The organism is Pseudanabaena cinerea FACHB-1277 (assembly GCF_014696345.1).
GTDB classification, from domain to species: domain Bacteria; phylum Cyanobacteriota; class Cyanobacteriia; order Pseudanabaenales; family Pseudanabaenaceae; genus Pseudanabaena; species Pseudanabaena cinerea.
This window is the reverse complement of the sequence record NZ_JACJPY010000037.1, coordinates 1-17,377: the sequence shown is the minus strand read 5'-3', so window position 1 is coordinate 17,377 and position 17,377 is coordinate 1. Positions and strand designations below refer to the sequence as shown.

13 protein-coding genes and 1 tRNA gene are annotated in these 17,377 nt (G+C 42.5%); 9 read left to right on the top strand and 5 right to left on the bottom strand.

Annotated features, from left to right (window positions below; translation table 11 throughout):
- The first annotated feature begins 53 nt into the window (after nt 1-53).
- From H6F44_RS12540 to H6F44_RS12510, 7 genes are all read left to right on the top strand, one after another.
- Nucleotides 54-1,136, top strand: coding sequence for a hypothetical protein (locus H6F44_RS12540; protein WP_190351303.1), 1,083 nt, complete (start codon nt 54-56; stop codon nt 1,134-1,136).
- Nucleotides 1,137-1,403: 267 nt separating this feature from the next.
- A tRNA-Lys gene (locus H6F44_RS12535) sits at nt 1,404-1,475 on the top strand.
- 128 nt (nt 1,476-1,603) lie between these two features.
- A complete protein-coding gene (locus H6F44_RS12530) occupies nt 1,604-2,776 on the top strand; it encodes a glycosyltransferase family 4 protein (protein ID WP_190351302.1) in 1,173 nt (390 codons plus the stop codon).
- A gap of 180 nt (nt 2,777-2,956) precedes the next feature.
- On the top strand, nt 2,957-3,622 hold the full coding sequence (locus tag H6F44_RS12525) for a hypothetical protein (RefSeq protein WP_190351301.1): 666 nt from the start codon (nt 2,957-2,959) through the stop codon (nt 3,620-3,622).
- Nucleotides 3,623-3,630: 8 nt separating this feature from the next.
- Nucleotides 3,631-4,062, top strand: coding sequence for a DUF309 domain-containing protein (locus tag H6F44_RS12520; RefSeq protein ID WP_190351300.1), 432 nt, complete (start codon nt 3,631-3,633; stop codon nt 4,060-4,062).
- Between the two features lie 96 nt (nt 4,063-4,158).
- On the top strand, nt 4,159-5,199 hold the full coding sequence (locus H6F44_RS12515; protein WP_190351299.1) for an acyltransferase: 1,041 nt from the start codon (nt 4,159-4,161) through the stop codon (nt 5,197-5,199).
- Nucleotides 5,200-5,602: 403 nt separating this feature from the next.
- Entirely contained in the window at nt 5,603-8,062 is a 2,460-nt protein-coding gene (locus H6F44_RS12510) for a phosphoketolase family protein (protein WP_190351298.1), read from the top strand.
- Between the two features lie 206 nt (nt 8,063-8,268).
- Here the strand turns inward: H6F44_RS12510 and H6F44_RS24045 are convergent, their stop codons facing one another.
- A complete protein-coding gene (locus H6F44_RS24045; protein WP_407681872.1) occupies nt 8,269-8,448 on the bottom strand; it encodes a transposase in 180 nt (59 codons plus the stop codon).
- Between H6F44_RS24045 and H6F44_RS23185 the strand changes: the two genes are divergently transcribed.
- Both H6F44_RS23185 and H6F44_RS12500 read left to right on the top strand, forming a co-directional pair.
- The gene (locus tag H6F44_RS23185; protein ID WP_242016556.1) at nt 8,366-8,656 is read left to right on the top strand and encodes a hypothetical protein; all 291 of its coding nucleotides are present in this window, start codon (nt 8,366-8,368) and stop codon (nt 8,654-8,656) included. The two genes, H6F44_RS24045 and H6F44_RS23185, sit on opposite strands and share 83 nt — an antisense overlap.
- Nucleotides 8,657-9,121: 465 nt before the next feature.
- A complete protein-coding gene (locus H6F44_RS12500; protein ID WP_190351297.1) occupies nt 9,122-9,970 on the top strand; it encodes an Rpn family recombination-promoting nuclease/putative transposase in 849 nt (282 codons plus the stop codon).
- A 227-nt stretch (nt 9,971-10,197) separates the two neighbouring features.
- Here H6F44_RS12500 and H6F44_RS12495 read toward each other — a convergent pair whose 3' ends face one another.
- The 4 genes from H6F44_RS12495 to H6F44_RS12480 form a co-directional block, all read right to left on the bottom strand.
- Nucleotides 10,198-10,812 carry a DUF3800 domain-containing protein gene (locus H6F44_RS12495; protein ID WP_190351296.1) on the bottom strand — a complete coding sequence of 205 codons (615 nt, stop codon included), beginning with the start codon at nt 10,810-10,812 and terminating at the stop codon, nt 10,198-10,200.
- Between the two features lie 89 nt (nt 10,813-10,901).
- On the bottom strand, nt 10,902-13,499 hold the full coding sequence (locus H6F44_RS12490) for a tetratricopeptide repeat protein (protein ID WP_190351295.1): 2,598 nt from the start codon (nt 13,497-13,499) through the stop codon (nt 10,902-10,904).
- A 150-nt stretch (nt 13,500-13,649) separates the two neighbouring features.
- Nucleotides 13,650-16,604: an ATP-binding protein gene (locus tag H6F44_RS12485; RefSeq protein WP_190351294.1), complete on the bottom strand. Its 2,955-nt coding sequence runs from the start codon at nt 16,602-16,604 to the stop codon at nt 13,650-13,652.
- Nucleotides 16,605-16,609: 5 nt separating this feature from the next.
- Nucleotides 16,610-17,218, bottom strand: a complete 609-nt coding sequence (locus H6F44_RS12480; RefSeq protein ID WP_206754462.1) for an ATP-binding protein — start codon at nt 17,216-17,218, stop codon at nt 16,610-16,612.
- Between the last annotated feature and the right edge of the window lie 159 nt (nt 17,219-17,377).

The following is a 17,377-nucleotide window of genomic DNA, read 5'->3' as shown; positions in this document are numbered from 1 at the left end:
ATGAGCGACACATAACAAAGCTTTTTACTATACCTTTTATCCCTTAACACTTAATGAATAAAGATATTCTGCGAGATGCTCCACCCTTACCCCAAGCATCAATACCTTCCCTTGCCAATATCTGGGCAAAAAAATATATCCAAAATCTTCAGCCAGATGCCTCACATCAAGACCTTGGCTCTAATGATTTAGACGAGATCTTGACCTCGGAAAGGCGCAGTGCGACTGCCGCTAAATTATTGCAATCGTTACGGTTTGCCAGCGCTCAAGCTTGGGTAAAAACTGAGGATCTGTTGATCGGGCAGTTACAATCTCACGGGATCACCTCAGACCTCGTTGATCCTTGGCAGATTGCTGCTGACTCGCGATTTTTATTAGAAAAAGCCCTCAGTGTCTATACAGAAAACAGTTCCCATCGTCTAGTCGAAATTGAGTTAAATCTTCCAGAAAATAACATCAAGCTTTCTAGCCCAACCCAACTTCCCAACACAGGGCAACTTTCGGTAGCGATCGCCAATAATGTTGGCAATATTCGCAGGAAATATACATCCATCGATCCCCGTGTGATCGGCTTTGTGAGTATGCAGTTCCATTATAGTGGTCAGATGCTTTTAAATTCTTTACCACCAATGGAACAAATGGTCGTTAATTCTTACCTTAAAGTAATTGATGATCATTTGTATATGCCTCTGCAAAGATGCTACGAAGCCGCCGCAAATCTGGAATATGACGACATTGCCCTAGAAGCGGTGCGTCAACTGTTGCCCTTAACCAGCAAAATTGCCCGACAGGTTTCGCAAAGGACATTGATTATGCACTCAGACTATCAATGTCATAGTGGGCTGCTCAGTTGCCCACAGGTAAGAGTTTCCAGCCTACGTGACATTGAAATGTTTCAGGTCTATCTGTGTTTATGTGTGCTTGAGCATAGTGTTAACGCGATTCAACAAGAACTATTTCCCCTTTGTGTGATGCTTTATCCGCCATTGAAAGTAAGTTGGGAACTTGTCAGAACTCTATTAAGACTTCTCAATCAGGAAATGTATTCCCATTTGACTCCAACTTATGTCAATGTATTTGAGCCATATCTAATTTCCCTCACTGAAATGTTTAGCGAGGATGTTCTAAGTAGCTAGGCATAGTTAAAACCTAAAACCATAAAGCTATCCCACTCTCTACGCAGACGGGACAGCTTTATGGGAACATCCAAAGACGCAGTACAAACGGTGTCTATATTTGTACAAATTGTTACGAAATGTATCCTCCATGGTTCTTAACCATGGGCGGCTGCCCTAAAAAAATTAATGATTGCCTTTGAAATTTGCATAATCTATGCTATACTAGTTAAGCGCTAAGTTAATCCTGTTAATTTAAGCAAATCTAGTTTAATATTCTTAACGCAAGGGTCGCTAACTCAACGGTAGAGTACTCGGCTTTTAACCGATTAGTTCCGGGTTCGAATCCCGGGCGACCCATAAAAAAGAAACTAGCTGAAACACCAGCGCAATAAGGGAGTCACATCGTGACTCCCTTATTATTTATGTTATTTATGCAAAACGCAAAGCGCTGTATCATAGGCTCTAACAATCATGTGGTGTAAATCATGCATATTGCATGGCTCGGTAAAAAATCCCCTGCCTGTGGCAACGTGACCTATAGTCGTGAAATCACAAATGCTTTACTCGATCGCGGTCATCGGGTTAGTTTTATGCACTTTGCCCCAGATGCCGACAGTGATCATGGTGACAATTTTGAAATCATAGAAGCTGCTAATCAAGAGGCGCAGGATGTCACACTCCCTTTTTTGTACAAATCTACGATTTATACAGTGCCTTCCCTCAGGGCAAATAAGATTTTGGTTGATTCTTTGCGATCGCTTAAACCAGATCTTGTCCATGCTTCTCTCGCCATATCACCCCTTGATTTTCGGTTGCCTGAGATATGCGCCGAGTTAGACTTGCCATTAGTTGCCACCTTTCATCAGCCCTTTGACCTGAAGCGCCGCAATCTGGCTTCTAGCACCCAACAGCTTACTTACCAGATCTATGCCCCCTCGCTGGCGGATTATAATCAGGTAATCATTTTCTCCAATATTCAAAAAGAACTGCTCAATAAGTTAGGTGTACCGAATACGCGCATTGCGGTGATCCCCAATGGGGTGGATGCCGATCGCTACTCTCCAGGGGCTTCAACGATCAAGGAGGAATTAAAAGCTGATGTCCTATTTCTATATCAGGGTCGTCTTGCCGCCGAAAAGAATGTGGAAGCACTATTGAGGGCATGGCGTAAATGCAAGATGCCAGAGGGTTGTAAATTGGCGATCGTGGGGACTGGTCCCTTATTGGCTGGTTTAAAGGCTTTTTATGGCAGTGATCCTAATATTATTTGGTTGGGCTATATAGCCGATGAGCAGCGAAGGATCGAGATTTTGCGGGGTACGGATGTATTTATTTTACCGTCACTGGTGGAGGGGTTATCCCTATCTTTGCTAGAGGCGATGTCTTGCGGTGTGGCTTGCATTGCCACGGATGTGGGAGCAGATGGTGAAGTAATCGAAAATGGGGCAGGGATCATTCTCGATTCCCATAAAGTGACATCGCAGTTATCCACGTTATTGCAACTATTTGTTGATCAGCCCGAACTTTCCAAAATTATTGGCACAAAAGCAAGGCAAAGGGTGCTAGATCGCTATACACTTACCAAAAATATTGATCGTCTTGAGGATTTATACGAGCAAACCATGAGCCAACAGTGGGTGAGGGTTAGTGCTTTTTAACAAAAAATAATTTTGGGGCGCGATGCGTCCCGAAATTATGATTGGCTCCAATAAGGTGTTAACTTAAGTTGCGATTAATTGCCATGACACGCTAAAGGAGTCATAAAAGAATCAGGCAGAGCGCTTTAGCTGTCTGCTCAATCAATTACCGTAAAAACTGCAATTACTGTAAAAACTCCTATGACTGTCAATGTTAGTGAATCACTATTTGAGCAGGTGCTTGTTTATCTGCGAACGCGCTCAGAATCTGGCGATCGCGTGGCTCAAAGCTTGCTCAAGACGTTAGAAACCATTGCCTCAGAGGGTAAAGCGGTAGATGCGGCAAAAAAAGCAAATCGCGATCGCATTGATGATCTTCAGCCCCAGTTTGGACAAAAGCTATTTGAAGCATGGCAAGAATTAGCAGATTTACAGGTGGGTGAAAATTATTGGAGTTACCCTGTCATGTTTGAGGACTTGGCGGAGTTGATGGAAATTTCCATTGATACCTTTGTGGAATATTTGCAAAATGTGCAGATTGGTAGTTTGCAACTGATTCAAGGCAGGGGCTACAACTATCAAGTTGGGGATCAAAAGGCGGCTTCACTGACCTTTCACTCAGTGCCGACGCTCAAGAAAGCGGCTATTCCTAAACTTGCCGAAAAGAAACAAAATAGTACTGATTCTAAAAATAGTAAGACCTTTAAAATTGGCGATCGCGTCTGTGTAAATGCCAATCGTCAGCAATATGCGAACCACACGGGCATTGTTGAACAGGTGATTAGCGTAAGCTGTCGGGTTAAGTTGGACAATGGCTGGACAGCATTTTTGCCCAATCATTGTCTTGATCACCTTAGTGGCGATTAATTAGCTTAATGAATGACAATAATCTTGATTCTGGCTTTGGTAATAATTTTGATAGTGATCTGGATGGTGATTTTTTAACTGCGATCGCCCAATTTAATGGTGGCGAATACTATAGTTGTCATGACACCTTAGAGGAGATTTGGCATAATGCTTGGCAAAGCGATCGCGCCTTTTATCAAGGTATCTTGCAGATCGCGGTGGGGCTATATCACTTGCACAATCACAATTGGAACGGGGCAGTAATTTTACTAGGGGAAGGGACTAGCCGTTTACCGATGTATCTGCCCGAATATATGACAATTAACGTGGAGATGTTGTTAGATGATAGTCTGCACTTGTTGAAAACTTTGCAGCAGGGCGGTAAAGAGCGCTTACCCCAATCCTTAACCGATATTGCCAATGGGGATTTGCGGCTTCCTAAAATTTTTATAATTAATTAGCGACACATTACGCTGATGATTCAAAATTATCTGTACTAATTACTTGGCGGCACTTAGTGCCGCCAAGTAACATCAGGCTTTTTATTCGTTCGTGATATGACTTGGGAATTATCTAATCTGCTGCGGGCGATCGCCACGACAATCGTGATCGGGATTCATGCCTCCCATGCTTGGTGGTTTGGGGTTAACGACACCACCACGATCAACGGGGAAATATTTGTCAATACATTGATCAATCAGGTGGGGCGGCTGACAGTACCCATATTTGTGATTTTGTCTGGCTTTGCCATTGCCAAGTCTGAAGACAAGCGCCCCTTCACAATTCGGGTGTTTGTGCAGCGCCGCCTATGGCGAATTTTGCCGCCCTATGTCTTTTTTACGATGCTACATCTGATTGGGCGATCGCAGTATCAGAATGCTGATTGGGGTGGCAAGGGGGAGCAGATTTGGCAAGCACTAAGCTCTGGCATGGGCGATTACCATTTGTATTTCTTGGGGATCATTCTGCAATGTTATGTTTGCTATCCCATCATGCGGCGTTGGCAATTTACAAATCGGCGGTTATGGCTCTTAATTAGTGTTACTTTCCTGCTGTTTACCCTGAGATGGATCGGGGCAACGGTGAAATATGTGCCTGTCTTTGCCGAACTGCTGCCCCACGGCAATCATGCAATCTATTGGCTACCCTACTTCCAAATCGGGATCTGGTTAGCCAAGGCTCCAACATGGGGCAACCAACTTGTTGAGCAGTGGCGATCGTGGCAATGGCGCAATCTCTTTGCGATCGCTGCTAGTTTGGAGCTTGGCGAATTTTATTGGTTAGCGCAGATGCACAATGCCGCCGAAGATGTCGGGCATTACACCCGCCCAACGGTGGTTTTGATGACACTGCTCTTTTTGCTGTGGTCGATGTCATGGCAGCCGATTAAATCTACTGTGGGGGCGAATATTATCGAGATTTTGGCTCAGGCAAGTTTCACAACATATTTAACCCATGTTTGGGTGCTGCGCCATATTGATCCATGCAAATCCCTTGGCGGACTATGGTATGTACCGATCGCGATCGCCTGCTCTTGGGCAGTGGGTTTAGCCATTTGGCAGGTGGGGATTATTGTCAAACCTTATATCAAGATATAAGCATACAGCCCATTTACGGAGACAGTATTTCTGGATTTTCTGGATTTTCTGGATTTTAAGTAAGCGCAAAGCGCTATATCTATCCATTTTAAACCCTATTTCAACATCCCAACCCTATACTCAGATACAATCCATCTATCTATTTTAAACCCTATCTCAACCTTATACTTAGATATAATCTATCCATTTTAAATATAGCGATTTGCCAACAAGTAATCACCTATTTATGGTCAAAGTCAAACACAGCCAATGTCTAGAGCTTTTACTTCCCTATACCAAAGTAAAAATCACCCCGACAAATCTAAATTAAGTATTCACTTAAGCCATCAAGTTAGGTTATTTCCTGTAAAGTGATTCTCGAATTGGTCAAAGTAATCACCAAATAAGAGCGAATTGTAACTTTATGGTATCTACCCCCCTCAAAACGGCTGACTTAGACTCTTTGAATATGGAACCAAACCAATCAATCAGCGCCTATGGAACTGCTCGTTCTACAGTGACGGGCAAGCCCCTTAGTGGTGAAGAACTACGAAAGCTAGATGCCTACTGGCGTGCCTGCAATTACCTAGCCATTGGCATGATCTATCTGCGCGACAATCCATTATTGCGCGATCGCCTCACCCCTACCCATATCAAAAATCGACTCCTTGGACATTGGGGATCAAGTCCTGGGATGAGCTTTGTCTATACCCACTTGAATCGTTTGATTCAGAAATATGATTTGAATGCGATCTTTCTAGCTGGACCTGGGCATGGTGCGCCTGGTATTTTAGGTCCTGTCTATCTAGAAGGAACCTACTCCGAGGTTTACCATGATATTAGTGAAGATGAAGAGGGATTGAAACGTTTTTTCAAGCAGTTTTCCTTCCCAGGTGGGATCGGTAGCCACTGCACCCCTGAAACTCCCGGCTCAATCCATGAGGGGGGGGAACTTGGTTACAGCATTTCCCATGCCTATGGCACGGTCTTTGATAACCCCGATCTGATTTCGGTGGTGATGGTTGGTGATGGCGAAGCGGAAACAGGTCCCCTTGCCACTGCTTGGCATTCCAATAAATTCATCAATCCGATTCGTGATGGTGCAGTATTACCGATTTTGCATTTGAATGGTTACAAAATTAATAATCCCACGGTTCTCTCCCGCATTAGCCATGAAGAGCTAGAGAGCCTATTTGTGGGCTATGGCTATCAACCCTATTTTGTGGAAGGTTCTGATCCTGAAACAATGCACCAAGCGATCGCTGCTACCCTAGAGCATTGTGTCAATGAGATCCGTTCCATTCAACAGGAAGCAAGAACAACAGGTGTTGTTAAGCGGGCGAAATTCCCGATGATCGTGTTACGGACACCTAAAGGCTGGACTGGCCCTGCGGTGGTTGATGGTCACAAGGTGGAAGGTTTCTGGAGAGCGCACCAAGTGCCATTGTCGGGAATGCACAATAACGCTGAACATCTGCAAATGTTGGAAGATTGGCTGCGGAGTTATAAGCCTGAAGAGCTATTTGATGCTGAAGGCAAATTGATTCCCGAATTAAAAGAACTCGCCCCCACAGGCGATCGCCGCATGAGTGCCAATCCAATCGCCAATGGTGGATTGATACGCCGTTCCCTGAGAATGCCCGACTTCCGTGAGTATGGCGTAAAGTTGGAAAAGCCTGCCCATATCGAAGTAGAAAACACGAAGCCCCTTGGCGTTTTCTTGCGGGATGTGATGAAGGAGAACATGACTAATTTCCGTGTATTTGGTCCCGATGAAAATACTTCCAATAAACTGCAAGCAATTTATGAGGTCAGCAAAAAATTCTGGATTGCGGAATATCTAGAAGAAGATGCCGATGGTGGCGAACTGTCTAACGATGGACGGGTAATGGAAATCCTTAGTGAGCATACCCTTGAGGGCTGGCTAGAGGGCTACTTGCTCACGGGTCGTCATGGCTTCTTCTCCACCTATGAGTCCTTTGTCCATGTGATTGACTCAATGATCAATCAACATTGCAAATGGTTAGAAATCAGTCGTGAGATCCCTTGGCGAGCGCCTATTGCCTCGCTTAACTTGCTGATTACTTCCACCGTCTGGCGGCAGGATCATAATGGTTTCACCCACCAAGATCCAGGATTCTTAGATGTGGTAGTTAACAAGAGCGCTGAAGTTACCCGCATCTATCTACCACCCGATGTCAATAGCTTGCTCTCCGTTGCCAATCATTGCCTCCGCAGTACTGACTATGTGAATGTGATTGTTTCTGATAAACAGTCGCACTTGCAGTTTATGAATATGGATGAGGCGATCAAGCACTGCACCAAGGGCTTAGGCATTTGGGATTGGGCAAGTAATGATCAGGGTGTGGAACCAGATGTGGTGATGGTTGGTTGTGGTGACGTTCTCACCGCCGAAGCTCTCGCCGCCACCGTTTTACTTTGGGAGCATTTCCCCGAATTGAAGATTCGATTTATCAATGTGGTGGATCTCTTCAAATTGCAGCCTGATACAGAACACCCCCACGGGCTCAGCGATCGCGATTTTGATTCCCTCTTTACCACCGACAAACCGATTATCTTCAACTTCCACGGCTATCCTTGGTTGATTCACCGCCTCGCCTATCGCCGCACTAACCATAAAAATATGCACGTGCGTGGCTACAAAGAGAAGGGCAATATCAACACGCCCTTGGAATTGGCAATCAGCAACCAAGTCGATCGCTTCAGTCTGGCGATCGATGTAATTGACCGCGTGCCGAAGTTACAGGCGATCGGCGCTCATGCTAAGCAAGCACTGCTCGACCAACAGATTGAATGTCGCCACTATGCCTTTGAGCATGGCATCGACAAGCCCGAAATCGTCAACTGGCGCTATCCTCATTAATCTGAAACAAAGCAATGGCTAAGCCATTGCTTTGTTTTGTAGGTGCGCGGCTTCGCCGCGCACTTTTTTTGATTTATCATTACAGATATAGATAATTGGTATCCTCTCAATATCTCAGTTTGCAAATTGTCAAGGACACCTTGCAAACCATCAAATCCATATTTATTTGTCTTCGGGTTTCACCGTCCGTACCAAGATGTGTTTGACTATCTGGGCTGATTATTTTTAAAGGCAATCAAATAATGCTGTCCCTGCTCAGCTATTAATTTCACCGTATCTTTTTGGCAGTGTAAGGCATCCATTGTGAAAGAGGCTGACTGTGCTTGTAAGGAAGTAATCACTTGCTTAACTACTTCGATTTCGCTAATTTGCTTATTTTCAGATATAGCAAGGACGATTACTGCCCCTGTTTCGTGGGTGAAAGCGGATACGGTACTGGTAAAGTTTTGCTTAGAAGTCAGTCTGATTGGTCACAGTACATCTGATGCTTTTGCTATCCATCGCCAGCCATTTCTGGCTATTTTTACACCATTCGTTAAACAGTTTGACTACTGGCTCGATCTCTACTCCCTGAATGACACGGCAGAAGGTTGAATATGAGGGGATTCGACTTTTGGTTGGTAGCTCTAGCATTGTTTGCAGGGTTCCCCAATGTTTCTCACAAATTGCTTAGCTTTTACCAGACCATTTTTTACTTTTTTTGCCCCTTTTTTATTCCCTGTTTTTTGTCTACTTTTTTTCTCTAATCTATACCCATTAGCCCTTTCCGAAAATGAAACCACCCTGCTTACAAAGGGGGATTGAGGGGGATCTAAGTCATCCTAAATTTTTGTTAGGAGTTCTTTGCAGTCTTTGACTAAAGGAATGCCAAGTTCTTGGGAGAGGGTGAGGGCGGCTTGGCAATGGCTGAGGGGGGTGATTGGTTTGATGGGCAATTTGGTGTCAAGGGATATCGTGCAGTAAAGTCGCTGTTACATCTTTAACCACATTTTTTGTGCTATACAGAAGGTTGTTTACAAGGTTTTCACAGCTAAATTATACGAATGTTTTAGGGAAATCATGATGGCGAAATACTTTAATCCTTATACTGATTTTGGCTTTAAGAAACTGTTTGGCGAAGAGGGCAGTAAAGATTTACTCATCGATTTTCTCAATCAACTGTTACCGATACATCATCAAATCCAACAATTAACATTTAAAAATCCTGAAAATCTCTCCGACACCATATCGGAACGTAAAGCTATTTTTGATATTTATTGCGAAAGCAAAACTGGTGATAAGTTTATTGTGGAAATGCAAAAAGCGAAAATCAAGCATTTCAAAGATCGAGCCTTATTCTATTCCACATTCCCAATTCGAGAACAGTCGGAAAAGGGTGATTGGAATTTCTATTTATTACCAATCTATTTTATTGCGATATTAGATTTTGAGTATGAGGAGCATACTACACCCAAGTTTAGGCGCGATGTATGCCTCAAAGACCAAGATGGAGATGTGTTTTTCGATAAATTAAATTTTAAATTTTTGCAAATGCCGCTATTCAACAAACAAGAGAATGAATTGGTAACTCACTTCGATAAATGGCTGTATTTTTTAAAGAACCTAGAAAGTTTTAATCACATACCCACAATACTCAATGAACCAATCTTTCAAAAAGGGTTTGAAATCGCTGAAATATCGCACTTAGATTTAGAGCAGTATGAACAGTATAAAAAGAGTTTAGTTCAGTATTTAGAAGTGAAAAATGTATTTGATACAGCCTTTGAAGAAGGTGAAAAGGTCGGTATCGAGAAGGGTATTGAGAAGGGTATTGAGAAGGTTGCCAAAGCATTGAAAGAGCAAAATATAGCTATAGAAATCATTGCCGAATCAACTGGGTTATCATACGAAGTTATTAGTAGGATTTAAGCTAAGCTTTTTAAGGGGGATTGACTTTTAGCGAATAGTAGGATAAATTAAGAGATGTATCTAGATAGATAATGATCGTAGTAGAGATCAAAAAAGACGACTTACTCAGCCGTGTGCCTAGTAAGAGTCGTGATTACCCAGAGGGAAAAAGCCTTGGTTGACGATCACTATAATCTCTTATTCCATAAAGAATCTTAAGTAAGGGTTGCCAATTGGTAGCCCTTATCTCATTTTGTATGAATACCATAATCTCTCTTTAGTTGCTCGGCATTTAGTTCTCTATTAATAATGAATTTGCGAGAATAAGCCACTATGTCAGCAATCTGAAGCATCCGTGATGCAGCAGAATCAATTCTAGCGATGTGTTTAACTGGATTGAGTTTTCTATCTTCAGATTGTTCTCTAGATATTTCACTTTCAAAATCACGGTGAGTATTGTGTTGATTGATGTCGATAATAATTTCTACGTTGTTAATATGCTCACTTTTTAGCACTTCTTCTCTGAAAAGCTTTAAACCAACTTTTACTGTCTCGATTAAACCTTGGGCATAAATTATTGGGGCAGCACCCTGTCGAATACTAACAGCACGATTAATCAAAATGAAATGTTCTTGAGATGCAGACTGCTTGAAGCGCCTCATAAGATCTTTGAGATATTGATCGTCCATATTAACAGCATGAATTTCATTCGCACTTGCCTCTAACTGATCGCTAAAACACTTATCTAAACGTCCAGTATCTTTCGCTAAAGCAATAACCCCTCCGAAATATAAATCGCTTACCCCCGCAGTCCCAAATTCATCGATAAAGAACAGGATTTTCTTATTCTTGCCTTTAGCCATAGATAGCAAACAGAAATTACATTTGATTCAAAAGACATGATACATACCAAAAATGATCCCCCCCAGCCCCCCTTGTAAAGGGGGGAGAATTAATTTTTCTTCTTCCCCCTTTTTAAGGGGGATTGAGGGGGATCTAAGTCCTTCTGAATTTTTGCTAGGAGTTCTTCGCATTCTTTGACTAAAGGAATGCCAAGTTCTTTGGAGAGGGTGAGGGCGGCTTGGCAATGGGTGAGGGCGAGTTGGGGTTGATTGGTTTGATGGGCAATATCGGCAAGAGCTTTTAAACTGTCGGCGATTAAATTCTTATAGTTAATCTCTTGGGAAATAACTAAGGATTCTTGAATTTTAGTTTCTGATTCGCTGTAGTTTTCAAGTTTGAGCAATGTCTTCCCTATATTGTGTAGAGAAATTGCCACCCCTTGCTGATCGCCGATTTCTTCACTGATGTCACGCTGTTGTTGGAGATAGGCGATCGCTTTTTCATACTGCCCTAAGGAATAGTAACAATTGCCTAAATTGCATAGAGAAATTGCTACGCCTTGCCGATTGCCGATTTCTTCTTTGATTTCGAGAGATTGCTGCTGATAGGCAATCGCTTTTTCGTACTGCCCCAAGGAATAATAACAATTGCCTAAATTCCCTAAAGAATTTGCTACGCCTAGCCGATCACCTATTTCTTCACTGATATCGTGATCTTGCTGGTGATGGGCGGTTGCTTTTTCATACTGCCCTAAGGAATAATAACAATTGCCTAAATTGCCTAGAGAATTTGCTACGCCTTGCCGATTGCCGATTTCTTCTTTGATTTCGAGAGATTGCTGCTGATAGGCAATCGCTTTTTCGTACTGCCCCAAGGAATAATAACAACTTCCTAAATTGCCTAGAGAATTTGCTACGCCTTGCCGATTGCCGATTTCTTCTTTGATTTCGAGAGATTGCTGCTGATAGGCAATCGCTTTTTCATACTGTCCCAAGTAATAATAACAACTTCCTAAATTGCTTAGAGAATTTGCTACGCCTTGCCGATTGTCTATTTCTTCTTCGATTTCGAGAGATTGCTGCTGATAGGCGATCGCTTTTTCATACTGCCCCAAGTATGCATAACAATTGCCTAAATTACCTAGAGAACTTGCCTCTCCTTGTCGATTACCCATTTCTTCACTGATGTTGTGATGTTGCTGGTGATAGGTGATCGCTTTTTCATACTGCCCCAAGGAATTATAACAATTGCCCAGACTGTTTAACGATTTGCGATGACAATCTTGTTCTCGCTGACTCCCCGCAACTACCTGTTCATATAACTGTGCCTGCTGACGATAAAACCCTTGAAATTCCAGAAATTGATCAACCGATTTATTTTTCCCTTCTCCTCCTCTCTCCTCATTCAAAATATCAAAAGCTAACTGCCATTCTCCCAACTCCCCTGCATGGTAGAAACCCTCTAAATACGCCGTCAAATCCTCCAACGATTCCCATGGTGGCGCAGGTAAATGTGCCAAAAAATAATCCAACGCCGCCTGATGCGCCGATCGCAACAACTCAGAATCCGCTTGCTGTTGCACCACCATCGAAATTAAAGGCAAAAACTGAAACCGTCGCGGTTTTCCCTTGAGCGGTTCGGGTGGAAACTCCTGCAACAACGACAAACGGGCTAAATACCGTAACTCTGCCTCCGTTACCTCGGCAGTTAACCCCTGAGCTAACCCTAGATCAAAAATCCCTCGCAATACCGACAACCGCTTTAAAATATCCCCTAACCTTGCCGATAATCGCGCCAAACTCGCCGCTACCACTTCCCTGACACAGGTTTCCGTATCACGGTGATAACCCTCCACCGTAAACAAATCTAAGCCCAAATTTTCCGTCTCTGTCACACCAACCCCTTCCCCCAATTCCTCCCGCATCCAACTCGATACCAGTTGCATCAAGAGAGGATGCCGATCCATTCGGTTCACAAAATGGGCTAATTCCTTCTGCGTTCCCGTTAAACCATAGTCTTCCGTTACCAAACGCATCGCATCGGCTTCTGCTAACCCCTTTAGCGCTAACCAATAACAACGCGGTAGCAAATTGGCGCTAAATACTGGCTGTTCCCGACTGGTGAGCAGTAGCTTACTATGCATCCCATTCCCTAACCATTGGCTCAAAAATTGACCATAAACCGACTTCCCTTCTGCTGGTATCACCGTTTCCATATTGTCCAACACCAACAAACAAGGCTCAGCAATTAACCCTTCGACGATCTGCCCAATTAACGTCTCCTCGTCCCATTTTTCATCATAATCTCGTCCCAACTCCTCCAATAACCATCGCCCAAATTGCGCCAAAGGATAAGGCTGGATAAAACTCACCCACAACACCCGCCAATCAGGGGTTAACTGCTCCTTGAATTTCACCGCTAAAGCCGATTTACCATAGCCTCCTGCGGCGGTCATCCCGATTAAGCGGACTTTGTCATTGCTTAGGGCAGTTTGGAGTTCCTTGATTTCATCCTGTCGTCCCTGCCATTCATCCACAGGTGGCGGTGTCGTATTCAGGGTTGCAGCGATCGCCACGGGTTGAGCAGAAACCACTTGATGAATAGTGATATTTTGATGAGTAGTGACATTAATATCACCGCCAGCCGTCACGTTTTCTAACGCAGTTTGCTTAATTGATGGGTTGTCTTGGGATTGCGGAGATGTCATTGTTTTTTATCGCATTCAAGCAACTTTACGCAAAGAATTAGACTCAGGCATTATTGCCACATTAACACGATGCTCTACCTGTGACCCATCTTCACGATCCTGAATTTTGGCATGATAAGAATGACTCAACACACCAGATAGGCGATCGCTTTATGCTTTATATTTAACGACCCAATTACGGAAGAGTTCAACAGCGATCGCCCAATTAACGATCTCGTTAGTTTTTTGACTGCGGATTACGTCGTGATCTTTGAGGGTTTTGAGGGCGGCTTGCAGAGTTTCGCTAGGTAGATTAGTTTGTGAGATTAATTCTGATTCGGTGATTCCTTGAGGATAGGGGGCTAGGGCTTTGAGAATGTCTTGTTGATGCGCTGCCCCCTCAGAGGCTTGTTGCCAGACTCCATTGAAGTAGTTAAAGCCTGTGGTGAAAAAGTTTTCGCCTGAGCAGATGGTGCGGACATCATCGATGGTGAAGGTGCGATCGCGGGGTTTGCCTTGCTCGAATACATAGTCATTAAACATTCGCACGAGTTGGAAGCCAATTAGTTGGGTGAGATAGGGCTGTCCGTTGGTGAGGTCGTAGATATGGTCAAGGGCGGCGGGTTCGTATTCCAGTAGGAATTCGGGATCGGGGTTGGCGAGGACTTGGTGGGTTGCGTCACGGTTGAGGAAGGCGACGGAGATGGGAATGAAACTGGCATAGAAGGGCTGGAAGTAGTCGGCATTCATTTCTTGGAGGGTGTGCAGTCCTGCAAAGGCAAAGGCGAGCTTGCTGCTCATTTGCACCATGCCACGCAGGAAGCCAAGAAGTTCTTTTCTGAGTTTACCTGAATCGATCAATTCTTCGATTTTCTCAAATTCATCTAGGGCAATTATCAGTTTGCCTGTAAAGGTCTTGTCGATATACTCTAAATGACGACGAAAGGTTGTTGCTGGAAATTGGATGAAGTCTTGATCTCTTGGAGCAGCGATATCGGCGGCGATTGCGATGGCATCACAGATTGCCATTAGAGTTTCTATAGTTGCATTAGGGGAATTACCTATAGTGAGGAGATTAACATAAGCAATACGGACTTGATCATTAACCTTGGTAGTGGCATTGCGGAGGATGGAAGTTTTACCCATGCGGCGATGACCATACAGAATAATTGATTGAGGTATGGGATTGATAAACCACAGTTCTTCAAGTTGTCGGAGAATATCCTCTCGTCCTATAAAACGCTCACCGATAACTGGATCGCCGATGGTGTAGGGATTTGCTATTGGCTTGTCAATTTTTACTTGTCCGATGCTACCTGCCTCAGCGAGGAGTATATCGCGCCAACGGGTTGCTATATCTTTTAATATAGGTTTTTCAGCACGAGAAGTTTCAAGCGATAAAGCCCCTAAGATATCAATAGCTTTACTAATTTCTCCAAGCGCACGATTTAGTGAGAAAGATCTGGAGGTGCGAGAAATAGATTGATTTAATGTATAAATGTCATCTAAAACTTTATAGAATTGATTAATTACATTCCATAGATCAAGACGGATTAGTTGGTTCTGATTTAAATCTGTAGTTTGTTCGATAAGGTAAGCATGTCTGTTCCTAAATCTAGTAGAATAATCTAGAAGTTCTTGATAATTTTGTGGAATACTGAGGTTATGCAAATCAATAGATAGAACATACATTTCCTCGCCATATCGAATATCTCTTATTTTTTCAAAAGAATTGATAGACAACAAAATTTCAGATCTTTTTTCTTTACAGTCGCTCATAGAGCTAGCTTTATGAAAGTGCCAAAATCCTTGAGCAGCTATAGAAACATGCCTAGATTTGATGGATGGAAGTGTCAATTTATGCAAAATGTCTATATCAGTTATGAGATCACTTAATATAGCCATTCTATAGACTAAATCAGTATGCCAAGAACTTGCTAGAGATTCAAAGATTGACTCTTGAACAACTTTACTCTGATGAGAAAAAAGAAAAATTTGATTTGCGTTACTAATTCCACTAATCCAGTTGCTCTCTAACCATCTAATAAGTAAATGACGAATCCAAGAAAAATTATATTGTGAAGTATGGGGGATACGCCCAAAAGAAAAACACAATTCATCTAGACGTGCTATTGAAAAGGCTGATATTAAAAAGTTAGTGACCCAAAAAGCTAAAATAATTACTAACGTGCTTATTACACTATTTAAAGATCCACCTACTAAAATACCTACTAATAAACAAACAGTAAAAAAGCCTAGAATTAGAATTAACCATTTTTTTGCAAACTTAACTAACAATACAAGGAAGAGTGTTAATCCAACAAAAAAAGATAAACCGCCTTTTATATTGCCAACAATAAATCCCATGATAATGAAAGAAGTATTGATAGTTATCGCTCCAATCCAACCATAGATTTTCTCTTTTAAAGTGCCAACAGTGCTATATGCTATACCACATATTAAACCACTTGCTGATCCGTATAAGCTTCCTAAGCTCAACGCACTCATTACACTCAATTCAGTCCCATTAGATAAATGATATATATTTGACACAATAGGATTAGCATTTACAATGCTGAAAGCTAACCCTCCTACTATGCTTATGCTAATACCAGCCGCAATCTGATCATTAAAAATAAAAAACAAACTAAATAGATTACTAACTGCAAATTCAATCCAGTTAATTTTTATTCCTATCTTGTTTAACCCAAAATAAAAAGAGATAGCAATAAAAATATTAAGTAATATTGCCATTATTACAAGCTGTGTCCTTGGGTGTTTTACCTCTTTAAGTATTAAAAATTTTTCCCAAATAAAGTCTTTAGTGTCATCAATAATCTCATACATCAAGTATCTAAATACTCTTGTATGCCAAGGAGTAAATTGACTAAAAAAGGAGGGAAGGAGAAGTCTTTTATAAGTTCTACGCAGATCAACTAAATTATGATAGAAGCTATCAAAGGTATTTTCATATACACTAATATACCAAGGAATCGCTTTTGGAAAATAGAACACCCAATAGAGTAGTAATAGATAATCAAGTGGATTCCAAAGTGATAGAGGACGCTTGCGTTTTGGCGCGAGATCAAGGAGCGGTACTTGTGGTGTCGATGTTTCTTCATTCATAGTTTTTAGCGATATTGACGATAAAGATCAAAACAAGCTTTCATTAGTTTTTGTGGATGTCCTTGGCTGTCTTGCCACAATTTTTCTATTTCTGCATCACTAAAGCAAACCCCAGTATTCTCAAGTTTTGAAATAATAAACCTCTGCACTGTCTCCCTATGCCAAGTATTTAGCTCCACCCGCACACAAATTCCCTGAAAAGGCGAAGTCATTCCACTCTCATGACTATCTGGGAACAGACGATCCAAAGGAGTCCTTGCAGCCACTACCAAACGCAACGGCGCATTCTCACCCTCCGCAAGACTGCGTAACTGCTCCCTAACCTCTCTTGTAAAACCATCCCAAGACATTTTCTCCGCCTCATCTAGTAGCAGCAAAACCCGCCGATCGCGCATCGCCCTAAAAAAACTATAGCCTTTACAAGTTGCCATCTCTAACTTCTCGCACAAAGACGCATAAAACTCTATCTCTGTATGGACTTCCTGCAAATTTAAATAAATTGGTTTGCGTTCGAGCCTCAGCGCTGAAGCCGCACGATGCTTAATTTGTTGCAAAACCGAAGACTTACCAATCTGGCGATCGCCCAACAACTCCACCCCACTCCCAGCATTCAAAAAATCAAAAATTCGCTCATGTGGGTAAATAGGTGAAAGGAGGGACAAGAAGACGGCGGAGGAAGTCAAAATCAATCCAACGTAAATTGTAAGCCCACTCAAACATGGCTACATAGAGATGCAGATACTTTTTATGGATACCGCGAAATGGACGAACAA

Coding starts and splice junctions, on each gene's coding strand:
- H6F44_RS12525 (WP_190351301.1), top strand. CDS start 2,957: ATGACTGTCAATGTTAGTGAATCACTATTTGAGCAGGTGCTTGTTTAT.
- H6F44_RS12520 (WP_190351300.1), top strand. CDS start 3,631: ATGAATGACAATAATCTTGATTCTGGCTTTGGTAATAATTTTGATAGT.
- H6F44_RS12490 (WP_190351295.1), bottom strand. CDS start 13,499: ATGACATCTCCGCAATCCCAAGACAACCCATCAATTAAGCAAACTGCG.
- H6F44_RS12510 (WP_190351298.1), top strand. CDS start 5,603: ATGGTATCTACCCCCCTCAAAACGGCTGACTTAGACTCTTTGAATATG.
- H6F44_RS12495 (WP_190351296.1), bottom strand. CDS start 10,812: ATGGCTAAAGGCAAGAATAAGAAAATCCTGTTCTTTATCGATGAATTT.
- H6F44_RS12485 (WP_190351294.1), bottom strand. CDS start 16,604: ATGAATGAAGAAACATCGACACCACAAGTACCGCTCCTTGATCTCGCG.
- H6F44_RS12530 (WP_190351302.1), top strand. CDS start 1,604: ATGCATATTGCATGGCTCGGTAAAAAATCCCCTGCCTGTGGCAACGTG.
- H6F44_RS12515 (WP_190351299.1), top strand. CDS start 4,159: ATGACTTGGGAATTATCTAATCTGCTGCGGGCGATCGCCACGACAATC.
- H6F44_RS12540 (WP_190351303.1), top strand. CDS start 54: ATGAATAAAGATATTCTGCGAGATGCTCCACCCTTACCCCAAGCATCA.
- H6F44_RS12500 (WP_190351297.1), top strand. CDS start 9,122: ATGATGGCGAAATACTTTAATCCTTATACTGATTTTGGCTTTAAGAAA.